Source organism: Cellulomonas sp. P24 (genome assembly GCF_024704385.1).
GTDB lineage: Bacteria > Actinomycetota > Actinomycetes > Actinomycetales > Cellulomonadaceae > JAJDFX01.
This window is the reverse complement of record NZ_JAJDFX010000002.1, coordinates 615,782-636,398: the sequence shown is the minus strand read 5'-3', so window position 1 is coordinate 636,398 and position 20,617 is coordinate 615,782. Positions and strand designations below refer to the sequence as shown.

The window sequence follows — 20,617 nt, the reverse complement described above, 5'->3', positions numbered from 1 at the left end:
GGTCCAGGTTGACGCGCGTCGCCGCTGGCTCGAGCTAAGGGCGGACCCGCAGCGTCGCGAAGATCGTGGCCGGATCACCCGTACGGCCGAACACGCGTCCGAGCATGCCGGCTCCGAGCACCACCTTGCGCAGATCGGCGGGCGCGCGTACGCCGACCGACGGAACCTCGTCACAGTGCAGTCGCCCGTCGTCGACCACACGCAATAGGCCCTCGCGCAACCCGAACCGCACGCCCTCGCAGACCAAGGGGCTCATGTTCCTGGCTCGGGCCGCGAACCCGGCGGCGAGCGCCTCGTGCTCGCTCACCCAAGAGGCGAGGCTCGTGCGGCTCTGACGCGGAAGGTCGGAGCGTGTCGGGCCGTGCAACACCATGGGGCAGGCGAGGAAGCTCAGCGGCCACGGCATGGCCAGGCCTGCAGTCGCCCGGTACTGATTGGACGTGACGGCGATGATCACAGCCACAAGCGCGGGGTTGAACATGGCAGCGGCGACTGCGGAGCGCTCGGACCAGGGCTCAAGCCGCTCCTGCGTCGACTCGCTCCCAGTCATCCGTCAGCCTGCCCGACGAGCAGCGCGCCAAGCCTGGACTCGAACTCGGGGTGCCACCCGATCTCGCCCGCTTGGGCCAGCATGTGATGCTTGCCGCGGTAGTAGAAGTCCTGGTCGACCTGGGTGCGGATCGGCACGGGTGCACCGTAGAGGACCTCTTGGAGCAGGGTGCGGCCTGCCTCAACGCGCTGGCTTGCCGTGGGGTTCTCGGGCATCCGGGTGCACATCATGCCGAAGGACGAGCGCCAGCGGTCCTTGAGACGGCGCTCGTACTTGCGCACGTCGTCGCGCTCGAGGAAGTCCCGGTCGAGCCATCGGGTCTCGCTGGTGGTGGCACGGTAGTAGTCCACAATCGCCTGGCGCAGCAGCATCTGGTCGATCTTCAGGATCTGCATCTGATGTACAAACACCTCGTTGTCTAGCCCGGCGAGGGCATCGTCGTCGTCCTCGATGTCGAGGTCGTCGTACTCGGGCAGTCCGTTGTTGCTGAACGCCACCGCCAGCCTGTTCTCCTGGAACTGCAGGTCGCTGCTGGTCACAGTCGCGCGTAGCCCGCGATTCGGAAAGTACCGGTGGCTGAGCATCTCGACGACCCGCCGCCGCCACCATCCGAAGAGCTGATCGATGTACTCGTCCTGCTTCTGCGCGTCGGCGGGCATGTGGCGGTGCTCGATGTTGCGGATCGCCGCCTCGATGTCGACGATGGTCGGCTGGGCGTCCACGACCTGTATCCGGCTGACGAAAGCGCGCTGCACGGTCGGGCTGAGCTTGCGGAACTGGCTTCGGCCCGGTGCCGTGCCCTCCCCGGTCGCGTCATCGATGGCCGCCGCTCGCAGCGCGGTCAGCGCTGCATCGACGTTCACTGGGACCTGCAGGTAGGCGGCAGCCGAGCCGGGCGCCGCGGTCCCGGTCGTCACGAGGCACAACCTCGCGCCGTCGGGGTCAGCGGGGTTGGCCTCGTCCATCCACACCTTGAGCGTGCGCCACAGCGCGTCGGATCGGTCACCAAGCCCGCCGGCTCCAGTCACCCGATGCTTGACCTGCACCAGGTCTGTGGGCACGTTCCCATCGTCCCAAGCGAAGTCGTCATGCAGTTCCAGACTGATCGAGCGGCCCGGGCCGGAGTCTCGCAGGAACGCGAGCAGGCAGTAGTCCGCCTGGTATTGGTAGCCGAGCGCCGAGCCGGCCGCTGAGTGCTTGGTCAACTTCCCTCCCCGTCGCTGACGCTATCTCGGCCGTCGCGTCACCGTAGCGCCAAACGGTGAGGCTCCTGACGGTTCCGGCTCGCGCGGCGCGTGCACTGATCCCATTGGCATCCGCTGGACACGCCGGAGCCAAAGAGGAGGACGGCGCCGGCTCGGTGTGCACGACCAGCGTCGACCGCAGCAAGCACCCCTCGCCAGCGCTATCGGGCGTCTTTGTTTACGGACATGCCAGGCTCCGCGCTTCTGCTAGACCCTGCGCGGATCTTGCGAGGTGACGACCTGTGCAGAGCGCCCGTTCGACATCGCCACGGCGCGGTCGGACTCGGCTCACTGCGGGGCGTCTTGGGCCGGACTTGGATGCAGTGGAGTCGGCGCGAGATGTCGCCTTGGTGGTTGGGGCGGGCCGCTGGGGAGGGGTCCACGGGCACGGCCGTCCGCCGCGTTACGCGTCTACTTCTGTGAGTCGAGTTCGGGGTGCGTGAACGAGCGGCTGGCTTCGTCGGGTCGAGGTCGGCGGCCGGCAGGCAGGTCCCCGGGGTCTACGGGGGTGATTGTGGTGACGGCGCGGGAGATCCACCAGATCACTACTCCGTCGGGCCGTTCGGGTTCGGGGTCCAGGTCCCATCGGTGGCGTCTGCCGACGGTGATGATCCCGGTGTCCTCGGCGCTGGTCAGGGTGATCAGTCGCGTCCAGACCTTGTCGTATGGCCCGGTGATCGAGCCTTCGATCGTGGCGCGCAGCACCAGTGGATGGGTGCCGCGCGCGTCCAGGTAGTACACGGTCGGGGAGGTGGATCTGATCGCGTAGCACTCGTGGGCGTCGGCGAGTACGAGCTGGTCGATCGTCGTGTCGGGTGTCATCAGTCCTCACTTGAAGGTTCGTCGTCCCGGGGCGTTCAGGGGTGCCGCAGCGGTGGGCGCCGCCACCCCGTGGTGGGGTGGCGGCGCCCGAGGTCATTCGGCTGCTGGGCCGGTGAGGGGTTCGGTGTCGTTGTCGCGCGAGGCGGTGGGCCGGTCGACGGTGGCCATGCAGATCCCGCAGCGCGGGTTGAAGACCCCGGGGGCGTGTGCCACACCCATGGCGTGGTTGACCCACAGCGGGAACAGTGCCGCGTGCACGACCGGGGCGACGTCGGCGATCTCGTCCTCGACGGAGATCATCGCCGCGAACGCCAGGTCGGAGTCGTCCAGGCCGTGGCTCTCGCGTTCGGTGGAGTACCGGGCGAGCTGCTCGCGCATCTGCAGCAGCCGGGCCAGCTGGCGGGTCTCCCGGGGTGCGGCGAAGTAGACGTCCGATGCGGTGATGATCGAGCGGGTCGGGTTCGGTGTCGTGGTGGTCATGGTGACCTCCTTGTTTGGGCACGCGTCCGGCGGTGTGCCGGTCCGTCGTGCGAAGCACCGCGGTGCTCGCCGGGCACCGTGCCCGCCAGTCCGGTCGCGACAATGGCCTTGACCTGCCTGTTCGTAGGCGGATGTTTGGGCCGGGGCAGCCTGCGGTATCACCTCCTTTCACGGGTGGCTGCCCCGGCCGAACGGCGGCCGACTGGTCGATCAGTTCCTCTGTGCAGTTCTCAAGGTGCGTACGGTCGTGCCGCCGCCGGACACTGTCACCAGACGTGCCCCCGGCGGCAATCGGCGCACCAACGGGTGGCGGGGGGTCGCGGTCTCGTCGACCGGCCGTCGCCGTCGCACCGGGCGGGTGCGACGGCGCGATGCACTCGGGTCCGGCTCGCCGTCCGGCACCCGTCAACCCACAAGCACCGGTCCGGCACGTGGGCGGAGGGGGCGAACAGGTTGAAACACCAGAGCCCTACGTGAGCGCGTAGGTCTCGCTGACTCGCCGCCAGTGGAGGCCCGGTCTCGTCGGATACGGCGACCCCTCGCTTCGAACGACGTCGACCGCCGCCCCAAGCAGGCGGCCGCACTCGCCCTGGGAGCGGGCGTGCGGGCGCTGAGCCGTGCCGACCACGGGCCCTCCTCCATGGACGTCGCAGTCCCAGTCGTCATCCGCGATCCAGCGTGTCTGACCTGGCCCGCGGCGACAATGGGGCCCGCAGGGGAGCGCGAGGGCAGCCCTCGTGTCGTCCACCAGGACCGTCAGCGAGTCGACGACGGTCCTGGTGTCCGCCTACTCGATGTGCTGGTGGTGCGCGTTCTTGGCCATTCTCTCGGCCAGGACCTGGATCGAAGTCCCGATTCCCGGCTCGCCCTTCATGAAGTAGGCGAGCATCGGGATGGTCTTCTTCGCGTGACACTCTGCGCAAAGCAGCTGGAGGAGATCCAGCTCGCTGTGGTCGCCGAAGAGGTGATCGACTTCTGTGCCGGGCTGGCCGCACTCCTGGCAGAGTCCTTGGTCACGTTCCACGACTTCTTGCCGGAGTCGGGGAGAGACTTCTCGCCCGGGAACGCGGTAGCCACCGCGTGCGGCGAGGTGGCGCTTCACGTCGATCGCAACCTTAACCGATTCTGGCATCTCGGTTCCGTATCGTTCGCGCGCGCTTTCCGCGTAGCGCGCGGCCTTGACGGTCTCACGACAACGGACGCTGCAGTAGATTTTTCGACGGGTGGTTGTAGTGAACGACTTGCCGCAATGGGCGCAACTACGCTCCGTGGGCGGTTGTCTGCAGTCGGGCGAACAGTATTTCTGGGTGCGAAGTCGCGGTGTGAACCGCTGAGCGCACCGAGGGCACGGTCGCTCGCTCGCGTCCCATGGCTCGGCAGCCGGCTTGCTGCGAACCGGTTCATCGTGGAACTCGAAGTCCATGTCGACAGGATGCCACGCGGCTGGATCGCTTTCCACGGCGCGCCGCCACGCGCCGCCGATCCAGGCGGATCAGCGGGGTGGCCTAGCCGAACCGCCATGCCTACCGGCAACTACGGAAGAATGCTGCGCAGGTACTCGTTGCTGGCGGGCCCGCAATAGACTCGACGCGAACCAGCCCCTTTTCGGTGAACGGCTCGTGGCCCGGCGGGTGCCGGGCCACGAGGAGGGGGTCACCGCATGTGCGGGGGGATGGGGAGCTCGAGGCGGGCGAGGGCCTCGCGCACCAGTGCGCGGGTCTCGTGGATCTCTTCTGGTGTACAGGCCCGGGTACCGGCCCGCCAGGTGGTGGTGCACTCGCACCCGCCAGGCGCGCGGCAGAGCATCACGCCCATCGGCGCGGGGTGGTCCACGGGTAGCGCGGCTAGAACGTGGTCGTCGATCAGGTGGTGGCAGTGCACGCACAGCTGCCCGGCCGGTGAATCGTTTGTTGTTGTCATGGGCGCCACCGTCGACGCACCGCACTGGCGCACAAGGGGCCGCGTGCGGGCAGGTGACGAGCTCAGCCACGGCCGGTGCCCGGTACGCGGGTGGTGCGGGCGGCCAATGTCAGGGCCGGTGGGGCGGTCACGGTGCCGGTGCGTTGCGGGGCCGTGGGTGCCTCGGCGCCGGAGGTGACTCCCCATGGCACGACGTGTGCCGTTCCAGGGCCTTGAGGACACCGGTCGGGTGACCGGTTCCACGATGGCCGACGAGCTCGACGAGGTGCTCTTGGTGTGGAAGGCCAGCCAGGTCCACACCCCACTGACGTTGGTGAAGATGACCGAGACGGTCCACCGGTTCGCTGGGCGCCTGAGCGCCCAGGGCGTCAGGTCCTTCACGCAGGTCGCGCCCGGCCAGGCTGCGGCGTTCGTGCTGGCACCCCTAGCGGACGGGCGCCCCCGGAGGTTCCCACCCGCCACTTTCGGCGCACCGCGGTACGCACCTTGTACCGGACGTTGCGTCAGCTGCGCTACGACGTGGGGGACCCGACGCTGGACCTGACCCTGCCCCCACGAGGGCAACAGGTCGCCCGGCCGTTGACCCCCGAGGAGGTCACCTTGTGCCGGGCCTGCGCCCAGACCCTGCCGGGGCGGCGCGGGTGGACGCGTGCGAGCGCATGGGCCCTGGGGGAGGCCGGGGCCATCAGCTCGGAGATCACCCAGGTGCGCATCGGCGACCTGGACGACCCCGAAGACCCGACCCGGGTGCGTCTGCCTGGCACTCGGCGGGTGAACCCCCGCGAGGTCCCCCTGACCGGGTGGGCCCGACACGTCCTGACCTACCGGGTGGAGTTGCTCACCCGAGCCGGGACCGGCGGGCCACAGACGCTGCTCGCCTACGGGGGCGCCGCCGCCCCGGACGGCGCCAAGGCGCAGTCCTCGGTGTGCAACGCGCTGCGTGAGGTGATGTACGCCGCCGGGCTGGGCGCAGAGCCTGACGTGCGCCCGTCGTCGCTGCGCCACTGGGCCGGTCGCAGCGCGTACGACGCCGGGATGCCCCTGGAGCAGGTCGCCGTGCTGCTCGGGCACCGGTCGCTGAACCCGACCGCGACGGACATCGCCCTGAACTGGACCGCCAAGGAGGCCCAGCGCTGATGAACACCACCGCCGCTCTACCTGTGCGCCGGCGCACCGCCCCGGCCGCGTTGACCACACCCCAACAGCTCACCGCGGTGTTCACCCACCGCGCCCTGTACGAGATCGCCGCCGCCGTCCCGGCCAAGGACCGCGTCGGACGCCCCCGCGCGTTCCCCACGTACCTGCTGCTCGGGTACGCGGCACTGTCTCGGGTCTTTCGGTCCGGGGCACGCACCGCACACGAGCTCACCGACCCGGACCTGTGGGCCGTGGTCACCGCCGCCATCACCACCGCCACACGCATGTTCCCCGACCTGGACATCGCACCCCCCGGCCCCAACCCGCCGCACTGGGACGCCTACCGCTACGCCCGCGACCGGCACCTGACCGACCCCGACGTGCTGGTCGCGATGCTCGCGGAGTTCACCCGGTGCGCCGTGGACCAGGCCCACGCCATGGGCCTGCTGGACCCGGGTGGCGGGGGATCGCTGTGCCACCCGCACCCCACCCGGACCATCTACGGCGACGGGACCGTGGTGCGCCCCATGTACCGCCCACCAGCGGCCGAACGCACCACCGACCCGGTCACCGGCCTGGAGAAGGTTACCTACCTGGACGCGAACGGCAAACCCGCCGACGCCCCGACCCGCCGGTTCGACCCCGACGGCGCGCTCTACCACGGGCACGCCGGGCCCGTGCACGGGCAGAACTTCGTCGCCTGGTCGGTCCGGGGACCTGGACCCCACCAACGCGTCGTGCTCGCGGTGGACCGCGTCCCGCGCCCCGGACAAGAAGCCGAAACTGCCGTCAGCGCGTTCTGGCCCCTGCACCACATCGCCGGGCCCGGCATTCAGGCCCTCGTGTACGACGGGGCCATGCGCGGGGTCCACATCGACGAGATCATGACCCGCGCCGGCGTCGTGGTCATCAACAAGGTCCACGCCTCCGCGCGCACCGCGACCCGCCGCGGCAAGACCACCACCCCCCGCTGGCACACCCTGGGCACCTGGGAGCACGAGACCCCCACCGGGGCCTGCACCCACCACCTGGCGGCTGTCGACGGCGCGGTATCGGAGATCACTCTGGACGACTCCGGCAAGCTCGTCGTCCTGGGTGCACTGGACCGCACCCAGGTCAAACGCCCCCGCCGGGCCTCCGGGCGCTACCACTTCAGCGTCGCCTACACCGTGGCGTGCCCGAGCGGGAACTTCACCGCCTGGGTCACCCCCCACGGCGCACCCACCGACACCGACCACAAGCGCGCCGACGCCGTGCGCGTCATCGCCGAAGGAGAAGCCGACTTCGAGACCCTGTATGGGCTGCGCAACGACGCCGAGTCCTTCAACGCCCAGCTCAAGCGCACCCTGCTCGTCGACCGCGCCATGAGCCTGGGAGGGCGACGACAACTCCTGGACGTCCTCGCCTTCGCCGTCCTGCACAACGCCCGCAACGACTACCGCGCCCGCAACCGCGCCACCCACCACAACCATCTGCACGCCGTCGCATGAGCCATCCGGTCGCCATCGAGTCTCCCGTGCAGGGCTCCGTGGAGCCCATCAGGCATGGCACGAGACACCGAGAAGCGCCGGCTGGCCGGGTGCAGTCAGGAAGCCTGGTTGCCGCCTGTGGACGCGCCCGCCGCCCGGGACGAAGGCGTCGGCCTCGGGATGTCGATCACGACCGCGGCGACCTCAATCTCGCCGGACTGCGCGGCGACTCGCGCCGCGTCGGCGAGGCTCTGTGCGACCTGATCCCGGTCACGCGCCGCCGCCGTCGCGCGTCGTGAATCGTCGAAGTCGTCCCACTGCCCAATCGGGAACCAGGCGCACAGGTAGATGCCACGTGTCGCGCCCGTGGCAGGCAGGTAGTCGGTGACGAGCTGGGCCTGCAGGTCGGTGAGGAGCTTCGGGTTCCAGCAGCCCTTCACCTCGATCGGGCAGGTCGGCAGATGATGGCCCGCGTCGGCTTCGGTTGACGTCGGCAGAACGTCGACGGAGAGCCCGTGCCCCTTGCTGGTGGTCTGCTTGACGAGCACCTCGCGGTTGACGACGAGCTGCTCACCGAACTCCTGCTTGAGGTGGTCTCTCAGCGCGGCGGACACAGCGGACTCGTACTTCGGATTCCAGACCCTGGCCTCGCCATTCGCGGACCCCGCGGGACGGCTCTCGTTCCACAGCGTCTGACCGATGTCGCGCATCCGGACGGCGAACCGCTCCAGCGAGGCGAGCACGGCCCGATAGAGCGCGTCGTCGTCGTTGACCAAGGTGCGCCGCCCGTTGGCCAGTAGTGCGGTCAGCTCCGCGATCTCGACGCCCTGCCAGTTCCCGTCGTAGTCACGTGCCTCGGCATCGGCGAGCGCCGCCTGCAGCCGGTAGTTGTCGGGGCGGCTGTCGACGAGCCCGGCCAACGCGGCCAACGCATCGGGTGTGGCTCGTGCCTGCAGCTCGGCGACGATGCTGTTGCGCCAGTCCCGGACGCGCTGATCGTCGGAGACGAAACCGTTCACGAGGGTGTCGGTCTGGCTACTCCATCGCTCGTCGAGCCACCGCCACAGCTCAGCCAGCTGCTCGGCCGCCAGGTGCGGTGTGGCAACCTCGTCGCCGCGCTCGCGGGCGAAGACGACAGCCATTGCAGTACCGAAGTCCTCGTCGCCCTGCATGCGCGCGAAGACGTCGTCCCAGTTCAGCATGCCCATGGGAAGTAGCACTTCGGTGGCCAGCACCCGTGTCTCGACGCGGGCGGCACCCGCGCACTCGGCGAGTTCGCGCAACCACACCGCGGTGCGGTCGCGGCGCGGTGCGAGGAAGCGCGCGAGCTGCATGGCGTTGCTGCGCGCGATGGACAACGTCGGGCGTAGGTCGATCTCGGATGGTCGCAATTGCTGCGGGCCGTCGGAAGGCTCGGATGGCTTGTCAAGGGCGGCGACGATGCTGGCGACGGTGTCCACGATGCCGTGCAGCACGGCGTCAAGGTGATCGCCGATCGTGTCGTCGTACTCGCCGGTGAAGTCGTCCGCTGGGTCCAGGGCCCGGCCGGAATCGACCTTCACTTCAAGGCGGCGCAGCACCCACTCCCGGTAGTCATCGGGCACGCGCTGTTGCGCCTTCTGCTTCAGGGTCGCCCGCACCGCGGGATCACAGTGTCCGGTGAAGAACCCGAGGATCGCCGGTGTCCACCGTCGCCACACCTCTGCGGGCAGTGCATCCAGTCGGGAGTCGCCGTCTGGGCGCCGCGCGAGGTACGCCAAGGCAACGTAACCAGCGAAGGCGCGGATCGGCATGGTGCCGATCGCTTTGAGCCATCCGTCGCCGCCTGTGTTGCCGCTGCGCAGGTAGCTCTCGGCGGCGGCGCGCAGGACCGCCTCGTCGACAGTGAGGTACGAGTAGCCGGGCCACGAGGTCAAGTCGTCGGTGTCGGTGACCCGACCGCTCGTAGGGTCGACTCGAAGTCGCTCACACAGCACGAGGAATCCATCGAGCTCGCTTCGTTCGCACTGCGCCCAGGCGGCGCGGAGCGCCGACTCGTGTGCGGCGGCGCCTTCCCAGGTGCGGTCGCGCGAGAGCGACCACTCGTGTTCCTCGCGCATCAGATCGGCCTGCGGGCTGTCGAGGTCGACCGCGCGGAACCAGTGCGCGACGGAGTCTTCGAAGATCGGCTCGCCGCGATGGGCCCACACAAGCTCTTGCTGGCGAGTGTCGGTGATGTCGAAAACGAACCGAATCAGCTGCGCTGCGTGCGCCTCCCACTCTGTTCCACCTAGAGAGAGCAGCCACTCGAGGTCGGTGGACTTCAGAAGCCATGGCGTTCCGCCGAGCACCCTGAGCACGAGCAGCCCTGCCTGCTTTGCTGGAATGTGCCGTAGTGCCGCGAGCACCAAGGCGTGGCGAAGCTGCTCATTTTGGGGGTTCTCTCGATCGCCGGAATCGGAGAAGCGTGCAGGAACGGCGACGCTGTGATGGTGTCGGACACCAGCGGCAAGTAGCCATCCGACTTCGTCCACCATGACGTCTAGTTGCGCGCTGGCGAGCGCGCGGTCGAGCAGCTTGGTCATGACCCGCTCGCCGCGTCGAGGACCGGTGAGCAGGGGGAGCGGACGGGCGGATGCCGCGTCGCTGACTGGGTCTTGCTCATCGACCCACCCGCCTCCCGCGCCCTCGCCGTCGCCGTCGAAGTCAGGAGTGATCTCCCTCATGAGGTCGGTGATGACCTGGTCGCCGACGTCGTCGAGGAACCGGCCCTCGAACAGGAAGAAGGCGTAGGTGCCCAAGAAGTCTCTTCGCTGCGGGTGGGTCAGGGCGTCGACGAGTTCAGTGGCGGTGAGGGTGTCCGGCCAGTTCGTCTGCAACGCGAGGCCGCGCAGCTCGTCGTCCGGATCATGGTCGGGGTGCGTGGTGACCTCATCGAGGACCGAGCGTAGGGTCTGCGCAGCGGTGCTGGCGTCGAGGTCGATGAGCGCGTATGCCGCCGAGGACCGCAAGTACGAGTCGGTGGTACTGCTGAGCAGCAGGTCGACGAGGTCGGGGACCGAGTCGAGTCCGCCGCCGCGTCGGGCAATCTCGACCGCGACTTGGGCTCGCCGGAGCACCGGTTGCCCGAGGTGGGCACCGTCGTCCTGGGTCAGCGGCGCATGCAGCGCCGGACGGAGCTGCACGGCCAGTCCAGAGTGCCCCAGTCGCCAGCGTCGTCGAGCGGTACGCAACTCCGGGTTGGGAGTGTCCAGCAGGTAGTCCACCAGGGCGCGTCGCACGGCGGCGACGTTCACCAGCCCAGAGTGCTCGGCGAGGGCTTCCGGATCGACCGCGACGATCCAGCCATTGCGGTCGGCTTCGAGCGCGACGAGCCAAGCGGCGGTCTCGCGCAACCGGGACGGCACCCGAGTACGGCCCAGGCTGTTGGTGCGGGTGAGCAGGGCGCGAAGCTGGTGCTCGGGAACGGCGTGCGCCGTGAGGTAACGAGCGGTGAGGTAGGCCGCGATGCTGGCGTGCACGACCGCGAGCCGGCCGGCACCGCGGCCGGTGAACAGGGCAGTGGTGAGCGTGGCGCGGAGGAGTTCGTCGGTGATGGTGAGGTCGCCGCCGTCGATGGGCTCAGTGCCGGCGGAGAGCGCGCCCGCGAGCAGTTCGCCGGCGCCGGCGGGGGCATCTCGTGCGATCGCGCTGCGACCGCACAGCATCGTGTACGCGGCGAGCTTTGCGGCGACCGCGAGCCGTTGCGGAGCGCTGCCAACTGGCTTCTTGCCGGGCTCCCGATCTGAGTCGGGCTCCTCGACGAGCGCCAACAGCCCCTGCTCGTACAACTCGGTGGCGGAGGCGGGCAGCTGCCCGGCCTGCTGATAGGCGACCAGCAGCAGGTCCAAGGTCAGCGGGAGTACGGCCAGTGGCACCGCCGCCGCCTCATTCACAGCAGTCAGGAAGGCGCCGCCGTTGACACCGCGGGTGGCCGCCAGAGTGGCGATGTCGGTACGTCCAAGCGGGAGGAGTTCGACCACCTCGAAGTTGGGCAACAGGGCCTGCAGCCGGTGGCCGAGGGACTCCGGCCAGTCAGCGGTCCGGCAACCGAGAACGACTCGCGGCGCATGGTGCCGTTGCAGCGTGTCTTCGATGTTGCGAATCAGGGTCTTGGGCGGGATCGGGCACTCATCGACGCCATCAAGGACGAGCGTGATGCGGTCCGGGGTGATGCCCTTGGCCACCGCAGCATCTACTGCATCGAGTTCGTCCCGCAGGTCCCGTACATCGGCGACGGTGCCCAGGGCGATGACGATGACGTTCTCGTCGCTGGCAGTCAGCTCGAGCAGCGCCCCCGTCTTGCCGATGCCGGGCTCGCCCAGAATGGCTAGCGAAGTGGTCGGTGCGATGTCGGCGAGAGCCTGCGCGTCTACCCCGACGGTGTCGAACCGAAAGCCATCGTCGTCTACGTAGTACTCACCGCCAAGCGGCATAACGTCGCGGGCGACCCTGATCGAGAACAACACCTCGGATCCCTTCCCATTCTGGGAAGCCAGCCTAGGCGGCACCGTGCGCGTCTGGCGCGCGCCCGCACCCGGCGCCGTGCTCCGAAGTCGGCCGGGGACCACTTGCCCACCGGGCGTGAGGGAGATCACACTCCGGGGGCCGTCGGAACTGGGGCCGGCGGCACCATCAGCGCAGCGTTCGGAGCGCGTCGTTTCGTCCTTCGGTATCCGGTTCGCCCCTGTTGCTCCTCGGTCTTTCGACCGAGGCTCTGGGTCTTTCGCCGGAGGGGCTCCGACGGATGACAGGTCCGGATTTCGGGCAATGGACCGATGTGCCCGCCGCCTGTTCCTGGAGAGGGTGTTGACCAGCGGAAATACCGCACTCGACCCGAAGGAACTGACCATGCACGCCACCACCATCGGCACTGTGACCGCCCTCGACCCGGCGAACTTCGCCCACCACTCGCGCTCCGCCGGGGTCGTACCGGTGCAGGCTTCCCGGTCCCGTGCGGATCTGGTTCGTACGACCGGCACGAGCCGGCGCGCGGACGTGGAGCAGATCGTCGACCTGTTCCAGTACCCCGGGCTGATCGATCTGGGTCGGACCCTGGACGCCTCCGACGCCAGCCGGCGCGGCCCGCAGGGCCGCAAGACGCACTACCCCGCGCGGCTGCTCCTAGCCGCGGCCGCCACTGCCCGCGTGACCGGTTCGCTGTCCTCGGCGATCACGACGTTGGCTGACGGGGACACGTGGGAACGGTGCTGCGCGGCCTACGCACGCCTGCCGGAGGCCGAGCCGGTCGCGGACCTCCCTCCCACACGTGACCACGTGATGCACCTGCAGTCGAAGATCACCGGGCGCACGGGAACGCTGGACGCGTTGAAGGACACGTTCACTGATGTGGCGGTGCGCCAGGCCCGCCGGTTGGGGAGCCTGGGCGCGGGGTGTGAACCGGACTGGACCGAGGTCGATGTGCGTCACATGATCGAGGGCGACGGGACGATCGTCAAACCGTTCAGCGACGTGCGCGAGGTGATCCACCCGCTCACCAAGAAGCCGATCCTGATCGGCAGCCGGGCCCTCGAACCCGAAAGAGCGAAGATCCAGCGTGAGGTGCGCGTGATGCACGTCGACGGTAAGGCCATCGCCGGCATCAACTTCGTGTCCTTTCGCACACGTACCCCGTTCGGGTCGATCGTGCTGGGCGTCGGGCGTGAGCTCGGCGCCGAGCAGTGGACCGCCCTGGACCTCATCGATCAGATCGTCGCTCGCGCCGGTGATGGGGTGCACACGGTGGTCTACGACGGTGCGCTGACCGGGTGGCACGTGGACTACCTGATGGCTGCCCACCGTATCCAGGTTCTGGGCAAGGTGGGGGCCTCCAGCAGCGCAGACGCTGCACGTGCGGGGGATGCGTTGACCAAGCGCGTGGCGTCACTGGCCGCCGAGAAGGGCGCGGACACGCGCCACGAATACGTGCGCCGGATCCTGCGCAACGACATCCTGGAGAAGGTGTTCGCGGGCAACCGTCCCCAGCCCGTGGGGACCTCGGTGTACCCCCGGGCCATCCAGATCAAGGACCAGCCCAGCTTCGACGTCAACTACGGGTACTTCGAGTTCCTGACCGCCCAGCACACCGGGCCGGGTGGGGTCGTGTGCTCCCACGACCTGGTCATGGACGACGGTGCGCTGTTCGTGTGCGCGTTTGACGCCGTGAACGACGCGGTCGTCAAGGGCGCCTACCTGCGCTGCACGTCAGCTCGCGCCGTGCGGGCACCCGGGGGGACCTTCGGGCGCGAGATGACCTACCAGGTGCCCTGCGAGCACGGTCCGTTCACCTACACCAACCTCTGGCACCCGCAGGACCGCCGGTTCCACCGCACGGACAAGGAGTCTGACCGTGCACCGGCCGACACCCTGGGGTGGCGCCTTCGTCCCGTGCCCCGGATCGACCGGGAGCGGTACGGCGCGGTCGAGACCGCCCGCAACACCTCCGAGTCCTACAACGCCTGGTTCAAGAGGTCCCTGCCCGGCAAGGCGCGTGCACGCGCAGCGAGCATCACTGCTGCTGGTCAGGAGCTGGACTTCCTGCTCGCGGCTGTCGTGAACAACTCCAACACCTGGGCCGCCTCCCTCGGCTGAGCGCCCCCCGCACGCACCAGATGCCCGTCTTCCCTTCGGGGAGGGCGGGCATCTGGTGTGTGCGGGGATTGCGCGCGGGTGGCGGTAACGGACCAGTGACCGGGTCCTGACCCGCCGCACACCCGGAGCACACCATGTCCAGCGCGCCCCTGAGCCCCACCGCCGCAGCCATTCCCCTGCGCGAGCTCCTCGGAGAGTTCGAGGTCTTCGCTGCCGCCCACGCCGTGACCCTCGACCATCACCACCCGACCCTGGTCCAGACCTGGAACGAGATCACGCAGGCCGCCACCGATCTGGGCATCCTCAATACCGGTGCCCTGCTCACCAAGCTCCCCGCCGTGCTGGCCCACCTGACAGGGCAGAAGAACGTGACCGGCTACCCCGCCCTGGCGGTCCGCGACCAGCTGCACCTGTACCGCAACACCGCGATCACCGTCATCCTGGCTGCCGCGGCCATGGTCGGGGTCGACACCCGCCCCGTCCTTGCGTGCATCCCCAGACTCAAGCAGCGCTCCCAGTCCCGTGACCGGCCCCTGACCGACGACGAGATCACCCTGCTGCGCGTCCTGGCCGCCATCCGTATCGCGGACTTGTCCACCAGCCAGGGCGCCACGGTGTTTGCGTTGTGCGACGCCGGCCTGACACCCACGGAGACCACCCAAGTCACCGGCGCGGACATCGATGACAGCCCCGAGTGCCCGCTCGTGCAGGCCGCCGGCCACCACCAGGGCCTCAACGCCCGCCTGCTTCCCCTGGAGGAGTTCCACACCGCGATCCTGGCCGAGCGGATGTCCCAGGACCCTGCGCGTCGTCCGCGCGACACGCTCTCCTACTGCCCGCGCACCAACAAGCCCGGCTCGGCTGCCGCTGCCGCCTCGGTAAGCGGCATCATGTCCCGGTTCATGGACGCCGTGCAGATCAACGAGGGCGACGTTTCCCCCGCCAGCCCCCGCGCCTGGCGCATCCGGCACACCTGGTTCATCGAAGGCCCCGAGGCCGCCACGGAGAAGTCCGGACGTGACCTGGATGCCACCGCACGGCTCGCCGACATACGCAGCGAGATCGCCCAGGACGTCACCCCGGTCGAAGCGTTCTAGGCCCCTCATCTGTATGCACCTTGACAACTGCAGAGCCAACAACGCCGCACGCGCGACAGCCACCCCAACTCACCGGACGCAGCAAGGAGGTGACACGACACCTGCGTCCGCCGCCGCGTCGTACAGACCTCGCCCGAACGTGCCGATGACCTCGATGGCCACCTGAGCAGCAGGCGGCGACTACCTTGGGGGCGTGCCCGTGGAAAACGCGTCTCGCCTGCAGGCGGAACAACGTGCCCGGGTCCTCATCGACGCCCAGCTCACCGCTGCAGGTTGGCTCGTCCAGGACCGCCACGAGCTGAACCTGCTCGCCGGGACCGGCATCGCGGTTCGCGAGGTTGTCATGGCCCCCGGGCACGGGCGCGTGGACTACCTGCTCTACGTCGAGCGGCGCGTCGTCGGTGTCATCGAGGCCAAACCCCAGGGCACCACCCTGTCGGGTGTGGAGTGGCAGTCAGCGATGTACGCCACCGGACTGCCCGAGACCCACCGGGTCAAGGCCACCACCGTTGCCGGGCGCCTGCCGTTCGTGTTCGAGGCCTCAGGCACCGAGACCCACTTCACCAACGGCTACGACCCTGATCCCAGGGCCAGGCGCATCTTCTCCTTCCCCAAGCCCGCCACGCTCGCACGGGCGCTGCGTGACGCCGAGACCGACCCCGAGCACCCGACATGGCGCGCCAAGGTCCGCACCCTGCCGTCGCTGGACACCGCGCCGCTGCGCCCCGCGCAGATCGATGCCGTCATGGGCGTCGAACGTGCCCTGGCCGAGCAGCACTTCTCCCGGTCCTTGATCCAGATGGCCACCGGCGCCGGCAAGACGTATGCCGCGGTGACGCAGTCCTACCGGCTGCTCAAGCACGGCGGGTTCCGCAGGGTCCTGTTCTTGGTGGACCGCAACAACCTCGCCGACCAGACCCTCGCGGAGTTCGGCAACTACCGCACCCCCGACGACGGTCGCCGTTTCACCGAGCTCTACGCCGTCGACAAGCTCTCCTCAGCCGGGATGTTGGAGAGCTCCAACGTCGTGATCTCCACCATTCAGCGCGTCCACCGGGCACTGACCGGGCGCGAGGTGCCCGGCGAGGATGACCCGAACCTGGACGACTACGTGCCCGAGGCTTCCGTCGAGGTCTCCTACAGCTCCGACCTGCCGCCCGAGACGTTCGACCTGATCATCGTCGACGAGGCCCACCGGTCCATCTACGGGGTTTGGCGCGGGGTGCTGGAGTATTTCGACGCCCACATCGTCGGGTTGACCGCCACACCGGGCAAGCAGACCTTCGGGTTCTTCCAGCAGAACCTCGTCTCGGAGTACACCTACCCCCAATCGGTGGCCGACGGCGTCAACGTCGACTTCGACATCTACCGCATCCGCACCCAGACCACCGAGCAGGGCGGGCGAATCGAGGCCGGCACCGTCGTGCCGAAGGTCGACCGCCGCACCCGGGTCCAGCGCTACGAGGAACTCGACGAAGACCTGGAGTACACCGCCCCGCAGCTGGACCGCGCGGTGACGTCCATGTCCCAGATCCGGTTGGTCCTGGAGACCTATCGGGACCGGATGGGCGAGATCTTCCCCGGCCGCACCGCCGTCCCGAAGACGCTGATCTTCTGCAAGGACGACGCCCACGCCGAACAGGTCGTGACCACCGTGCGCGAGGTCTTCGGCAAGGGCAACGACTTCGCCGCGAAGATCACCTACGCCGCCAGGGACCCCAAGGGTCACCTGCAGTCCTTCCGCACCTCGGCGTCCATGCGTGTCGCGGTGACCGTTGACATGATCGCCACCGGCACCGACGTGAAACCGTTGGAGTGCGTGTTCTTCATGCGTGACGTGCGCTCAGCGCAGTACTTCGAGCAGATGAAGGGCCGCGGCGCACGCACCATCCCCGCAGCCGACTTCCAAGCCGTCACCCCCGACGCGCAGACCAAGACCCGGTTCGTCATCGTCGACGCCGTCGGCGTCACCGAGCACGATTTCGTCGAACCACCCCTGAACCGCGACAAGGGCATCTCCCTGAAGAAGCTCCTCGACAAGGTCGCCACCCTGACCATCACCGAAGCCGAGACCGCCACCCTCGCCTCCCGGCTCTCCGCCCTGGAACTCCAACTCACCCCCGACGAGCGCGCCGAACTCGACCAGGTCGCCGGTGCGCACCTGCGCGACGTCATCCGCGGACTGGTCGAAGCCGTCGACCCCGACCGCCAGGCCGACGCCATCGCTGCCTCCCCAGGCACCGAACCCGCCGCCGTCATAGCCGAGCTTGTCGAACGCGCCGTCGAACCCATGGCCGGCAACCCCGAACTGCGCGCCCGCATCCTCGAACTGCGCCAGTCCCACGACCGCGTCCTCGACGAGGTCACCGTCGACACCCTCCTCGACGCCCACGGGGTCATCGACCCCCAGCGCGCACGAGGCATCGTCGAGTCCTGGCGCGCCTACCTCGACGAGCACCGCGACGAGATCACCGCCATCCAGATCCTCGGAGAAGCCAAGGCCCGACGCGTGCCGTTCGCCTCCCTCAAGGAACTCGCCGACCGCATCGCCCGCCCACCCCACAACTGGACCATCGACACCGTCTGGGCCGCCTACGAGACCGTCGAAGCCGGACGCGTCACCCACAACGACCACGCCCGCCTCACCGACATGGTCTCCCTCCTGCGGTTCACCCTTGGGGCGGACGACACGCTCATCCCCTACGCCCAGCGGGTGCATGTTCGCTACGCCGGGTGGCTCGCCCAGCAGGCACAGGCAGGGGTGACGTACACAGCGACCGAACGATGGTGGCTAGACAACATGGCCGACGTCATCGCCTCCTCTGCCGGGATCAGCGACAACGACCTCGACGCCGCACCCTTCACTGAACGCGGCGGAGTCGACGGCGCCATCCGCGACCTCGGCACCCGAGCGGCCGGCCTCATCGACGAACTGAACACGGAGCTCACCGCGTGATCGAACTTCCGGCTCAATGGACCGCCGCGCCGCTACGTGACGTCGCGACAACGCATCGTGGCGTGACGTACGAGAAGCGCCAAGCAAGTAGCGAACCTGCGCCGGGTCGGATTCCGCTCCTTCGGGCGACCAACATCACGGACCGGCTGGAGCTCGTCGCAGATCTGGTGTACGTGCCTGCCGAGGTGGTCAAGCCGCTTCAGGTCCTGCGTCGCAATGACATTGTGGTCGCCTCGTCGAGCGGCTCGATCTCGGTCGTAGGCAAAAGTCGACAGCTCCTGACGGAGTGGGAAGGAACCTTCGGCGCGTTCTGTCTCGCGATCCGGCCGCGGGAGAGCGTGCATCCCAGATACCTCGCGCACTTCGTAGCCTCTCAGCATGTAAGGGACTCCTGGAGTGCCGCGGCCCGTGGAACTAACATCAACAACTTGAAGGCGCGGGTCGTCGAGGACACCATCGTGCCTCTCCCGCCCTTCGACGAGCAGCGGCGGATCGTCGACATCCTCGAAGACCACCTCTCCCGACTCGACGCGGCTGCAGACAGCCTCGAGTCGAGCAAGGCCAGGGCTGCGGCGCTCGCGCGATCGATCACGGATCAGGCGATCTGGACGCCCGAAGCCAGACTCGCCTCGGTGGGCGATCTCCTGCGGGAGGTGATGCGAAACGGCCACTCCGCGCGAGCGCTTGCCGGCAATGGCATCAGGACGCTGACGCTGACGGCGGTTACTCGACGAACGTTCACCGACGAGTTCAGCAAGATCACGAGTGCGTCACCCGAGCGCGTACGCGACCTCTGGTTGGAGCCGGGCGACATCCTCGTCCAACGCTCAAACACCCCAGATCTTGTTGGTTCGACGGCCATCTACCGCGGACCACGCAACTGGGCGATCTTCCCCGATCTCCTGATCCGCCTCCGCACGGACACCTCGCGCGTCGAGCCGGAGTACCTGTGTCTGGCAATGCAAAGCGAGCGGGCCCACAGAGCCCTGCGGTCGAGGGCAAAGGGCCTTGCAGGCTCGATGCCGAAGATCGACCAAGGGGCGATCTCGAGCCTTCGAGTGCCAGTTCCCGATCTCGCGACGCAACGCCAGATCGTCTCGCGCGCCGAAGACGTGGACTCCGACTTGACAGGCCTCGAAGCGGCCATCTTGACGTCAGCAAAGCGGGGGGCATCCCTCCGGCGCGCATTGCTCGCCGCCGCGTTCGCGGGCCGCCTCACCGGTCGCACGTCCGATCTCGATCGCGCAGAGGAGATGGTCTCGGTATGACGAACGTGTGGGGCGTCCACAACGACACGCTCACGACGGAACTCGTCGACGAAGGGTTCGTCAGCATCGGCTGGGACGAACTGGGCGACCTCCGGGAGATCGGCGGCACCCGAGAGGAGATCAAGGCCGTCCTGTCCCGCACGTTCCCGGACCGCAGGCCCAACGCGATCGCCGGGTGGGCCGGGATCCTCATCCGGTTCAGGGACGAGATGCAGCCGGGTGACATCGTGGTCGCGCCCTACAAGCCCGACAGCACGATCAGCCTCGGCGTCGTCTCGGGCGACTACGAGTTCGTGCCGGGCGCCGAGACCCACCGGAACCGCCGCCGCGTGGAATGGAAGAGGGTGGGTGTCTCGCGGACGGTGTTCTCTCAGCCTGCCTTGTACGAGCTCGGCGCGTTCCTGACGGTCTTCGGGATCCGTAAGCACGACGACGAGTTCCGCGCGGCCCTCTCCGCAGCGGAGGGCGCGTCGGTGGAGGACGTGACTCGCACGGTCGAGGCTGTCGCCGAGGCGACGGCGGTCGACGAGGTCTCGGATGAGCCGCGCGCCTCGCGTATTGACAGGCACACGCGAGACTTCGTTCTCGAGACGCTCCACCACCGGCTCAGTCACCGGGAGTTCGAGGAGTTCACGGCCGATCTGCTGCGCGCGCTGGGCTACCAGGCGCGCGTGACGGCGTACTCGCAGGACGGCGGTGTGGACGTGATCGCTCACCGCGACCTGCTGGGTGTCGAACCGCCGTTGATCAAGGTGCAGTGCAAGCACCTGACGGGGACCATCGGCGCCCCGGAGGTCCAGCAGCTCATCGGCACGCAGGGCCCAGGCGAGCTGTCGTTGTTCGTCACTCTTGGCGGCTACAGCAAGGAGGCGTTGGCGATCGAGCGTCAGCGCAGCGGTCTGCGGTTGCTCACGGGAGAGGACGTCGTCGGTCTTGTGCTTCAGCACTACGACGCGTTGGGGGCTGGCTGGCGTGCGCGGATGCCGCTCACGTCGGTGCTTGCCGTGGACGATGCAGCGGACACATGAACCGGCAACGCGTGCTGATGAGCCTCATCCGAACCGA

At 68.6% G+C, this 20,617-nt stretch carries 15 protein-coding genes; 8 read left to right on the top strand and 7 right to left on the bottom strand.

The window, feature by feature from the left end; translation table 11 throughout:
* Nucleotides 1–34 precede the first annotated feature (34 nt).
* The 6 genes from LJB74_RS03050 to LJB74_RS03025 all read right to left on the bottom strand — a co-directional run bounded on the left by LJB74_RS03050 (nt 35) and on the right by LJB74_RS03025 (nt 5,016).
* On the bottom strand, nt 35–550 hold the full coding sequence (locus tag LJB74_RS03050; protein WP_259307139.1) for a three component ABC system middle component: 516 nt from the start codon (nt 548–550) through the stop codon (nt 35–37).
* Nucleotides 547–1,755 carry an ABC-three component system protein gene (locus LJB74_RS03045; protein WP_259307138.1) on the bottom strand — a complete coding sequence of 403 codons (1,209 nt, stop codon included), beginning with the start codon at nt 1,753–1,755 and terminating at the stop codon, nt 547–549. The genes LJB74_RS03050 and LJB74_RS03045 overlap by 4 nt, the downstream gene beginning before the upstream one ends.
* Nucleotides 1,756–2,205: 450 nt before the next feature.
* Complete coding sequence (locus LJB74_RS03040) at nt 2,206–2,616, bottom strand: hypothetical protein (RefSeq protein WP_259307137.1); 411 nt, start codon at nt 2,614–2,616, stop codon at nt 2,206–2,208.
* Between the two features lie 93 nt (nt 2,617–2,709).
* The gene (locus LJB74_RS03035) at nt 2,710–3,096 is read right to left on the bottom strand and encodes a hypothetical protein (protein ID WP_259307136.1); all 387 of its coding nucleotides are present in this window, start codon (nt 3,094–3,096) and stop codon (nt 2,710–2,712) included.
* A 787-nt stretch (nt 3,097–3,883) separates the two neighbouring features.
* Nucleotides 3,884–4,519 (bottom strand): HNH endonuclease, encoded by a 636-nt coding sequence (locus LJB74_RS03030; RefSeq protein ID WP_259307135.1) that lies wholly within the window; start codon nt 4,517–4,519, stop codon nt 3,884–3,886.
* 230 nt (nt 4,520–4,749) lie between these two features.
* Nucleotides 4,750–5,016 (bottom strand): hypothetical protein, encoded by a 267-nt coding sequence (locus LJB74_RS03025; RefSeq protein ID WP_259307134.1) that lies wholly within the window; start codon nt 5,014–5,016, stop codon nt 4,750–4,752.
* A gap of 184 nt (nt 5,017–5,200) precedes the next feature.
* Here LJB74_RS03025 and LJB74_RS03020 point away from each other — a divergent pair, with 184 nt between their 5' ends.
* From LJB74_RS03020 to LJB74_RS03010, 3 genes are read left to right on the top strand one after another with little or no spacing between them, the layout of a single operon-like run.
* Nucleotides 5,201–5,560, top strand: a complete 360-nt coding sequence (locus LJB74_RS03020; RefSeq protein WP_259307133.1) for a hypothetical protein — start codon at nt 5,201–5,203, stop codon at nt 5,558–5,560.
* A complete protein-coding gene (locus LJB74_RS03015) occupies nt 5,503–6,153 on the top strand; it encodes a site-specific integrase (protein WP_259307132.1) in 651 nt (216 codons plus the stop codon). The genes LJB74_RS03020 and LJB74_RS03015 overlap by 58 nt, the downstream gene beginning before the upstream one ends.
* Complete coding sequence (locus LJB74_RS03010; protein WP_259307131.1) at nt 6,153–7,643, top strand: hypothetical protein; 1,491 nt, start codon at nt 6,153–6,155, stop codon at nt 7,641–7,643. The genes LJB74_RS03015 and LJB74_RS03010 overlap by 1 nt, the downstream gene beginning before the upstream one ends.
* Before the next feature lie 95 nt (nt 7,644–7,738).
* Here LJB74_RS03010 and LJB74_RS03005 read toward each other — a convergent pair whose 3' ends face one another.
* A complete protein-coding gene (locus tag LJB74_RS03005; RefSeq protein ID WP_259307130.1) occupies nt 7,739–12,109 on the bottom strand; it encodes a hypothetical protein in 4,371 nt (1,456 codons plus the stop codon).
* Nucleotides 12,110–12,491: 382 nt separating this feature from the next.
* On the opposite strand from LJB74_RS03005, the gene LJB74_RS03000 reads away from it, so the two are divergent.
* The 5 genes from LJB74_RS03000 (at nt 12,492) to LJB74_RS02980 (ending at nt 20,580) form a co-directional block, all read left to right on the top strand.
* Nucleotides 12,492–14,231: a hypothetical protein gene (locus LJB74_RS03000; protein ID WP_259307129.1), complete on the top strand. Its 1,740-nt coding sequence runs from the start codon at nt 12,492–12,494 to the stop codon at nt 14,229–14,231.
* Between the two features lie 134 nt (nt 14,232–14,365).
* Nucleotides 14,366–15,328 carry a hypothetical protein gene (locus LJB74_RS02995; RefSeq protein WP_259307128.1) on the top strand — a complete coding sequence of 321 codons (963 nt, stop codon included), beginning with the start codon at nt 14,366–14,368 and terminating at the stop codon, nt 15,326–15,328.
* A gap of 193 nt (nt 15,329–15,521) precedes the next feature.
* Nucleotides 15,522–18,284, top strand: coding sequence for a DEAD/DEAH box helicase family protein (locus tag LJB74_RS02990; RefSeq protein ID WP_259307127.1), 2,763 nt, complete (start codon nt 15,522–15,524; stop codon nt 18,282–18,284).
* Nucleotides 18,281–19,552, top strand: a complete 1,272-nt coding sequence (locus tag LJB74_RS02985; protein ID WP_259307126.1) for a restriction endonuclease subunit S — start codon at nt 18,281–18,283, stop codon at nt 19,550–19,552. Before LJB74_RS02990 ends, LJB74_RS02985 begins: the two co-directional genes overlap by 4 nt.
* Nucleotides 19,549–20,580, top strand: coding sequence for a restriction endonuclease (locus LJB74_RS02980; protein ID WP_259307125.1), 1,032 nt, complete (start codon nt 19,549–19,551; stop codon nt 20,578–20,580). Before LJB74_RS02985 ends, LJB74_RS02980 begins: the two co-directional genes overlap by 4 nt.
* Nucleotides 20,581–20,617 lie beyond the last annotated feature (37 nt).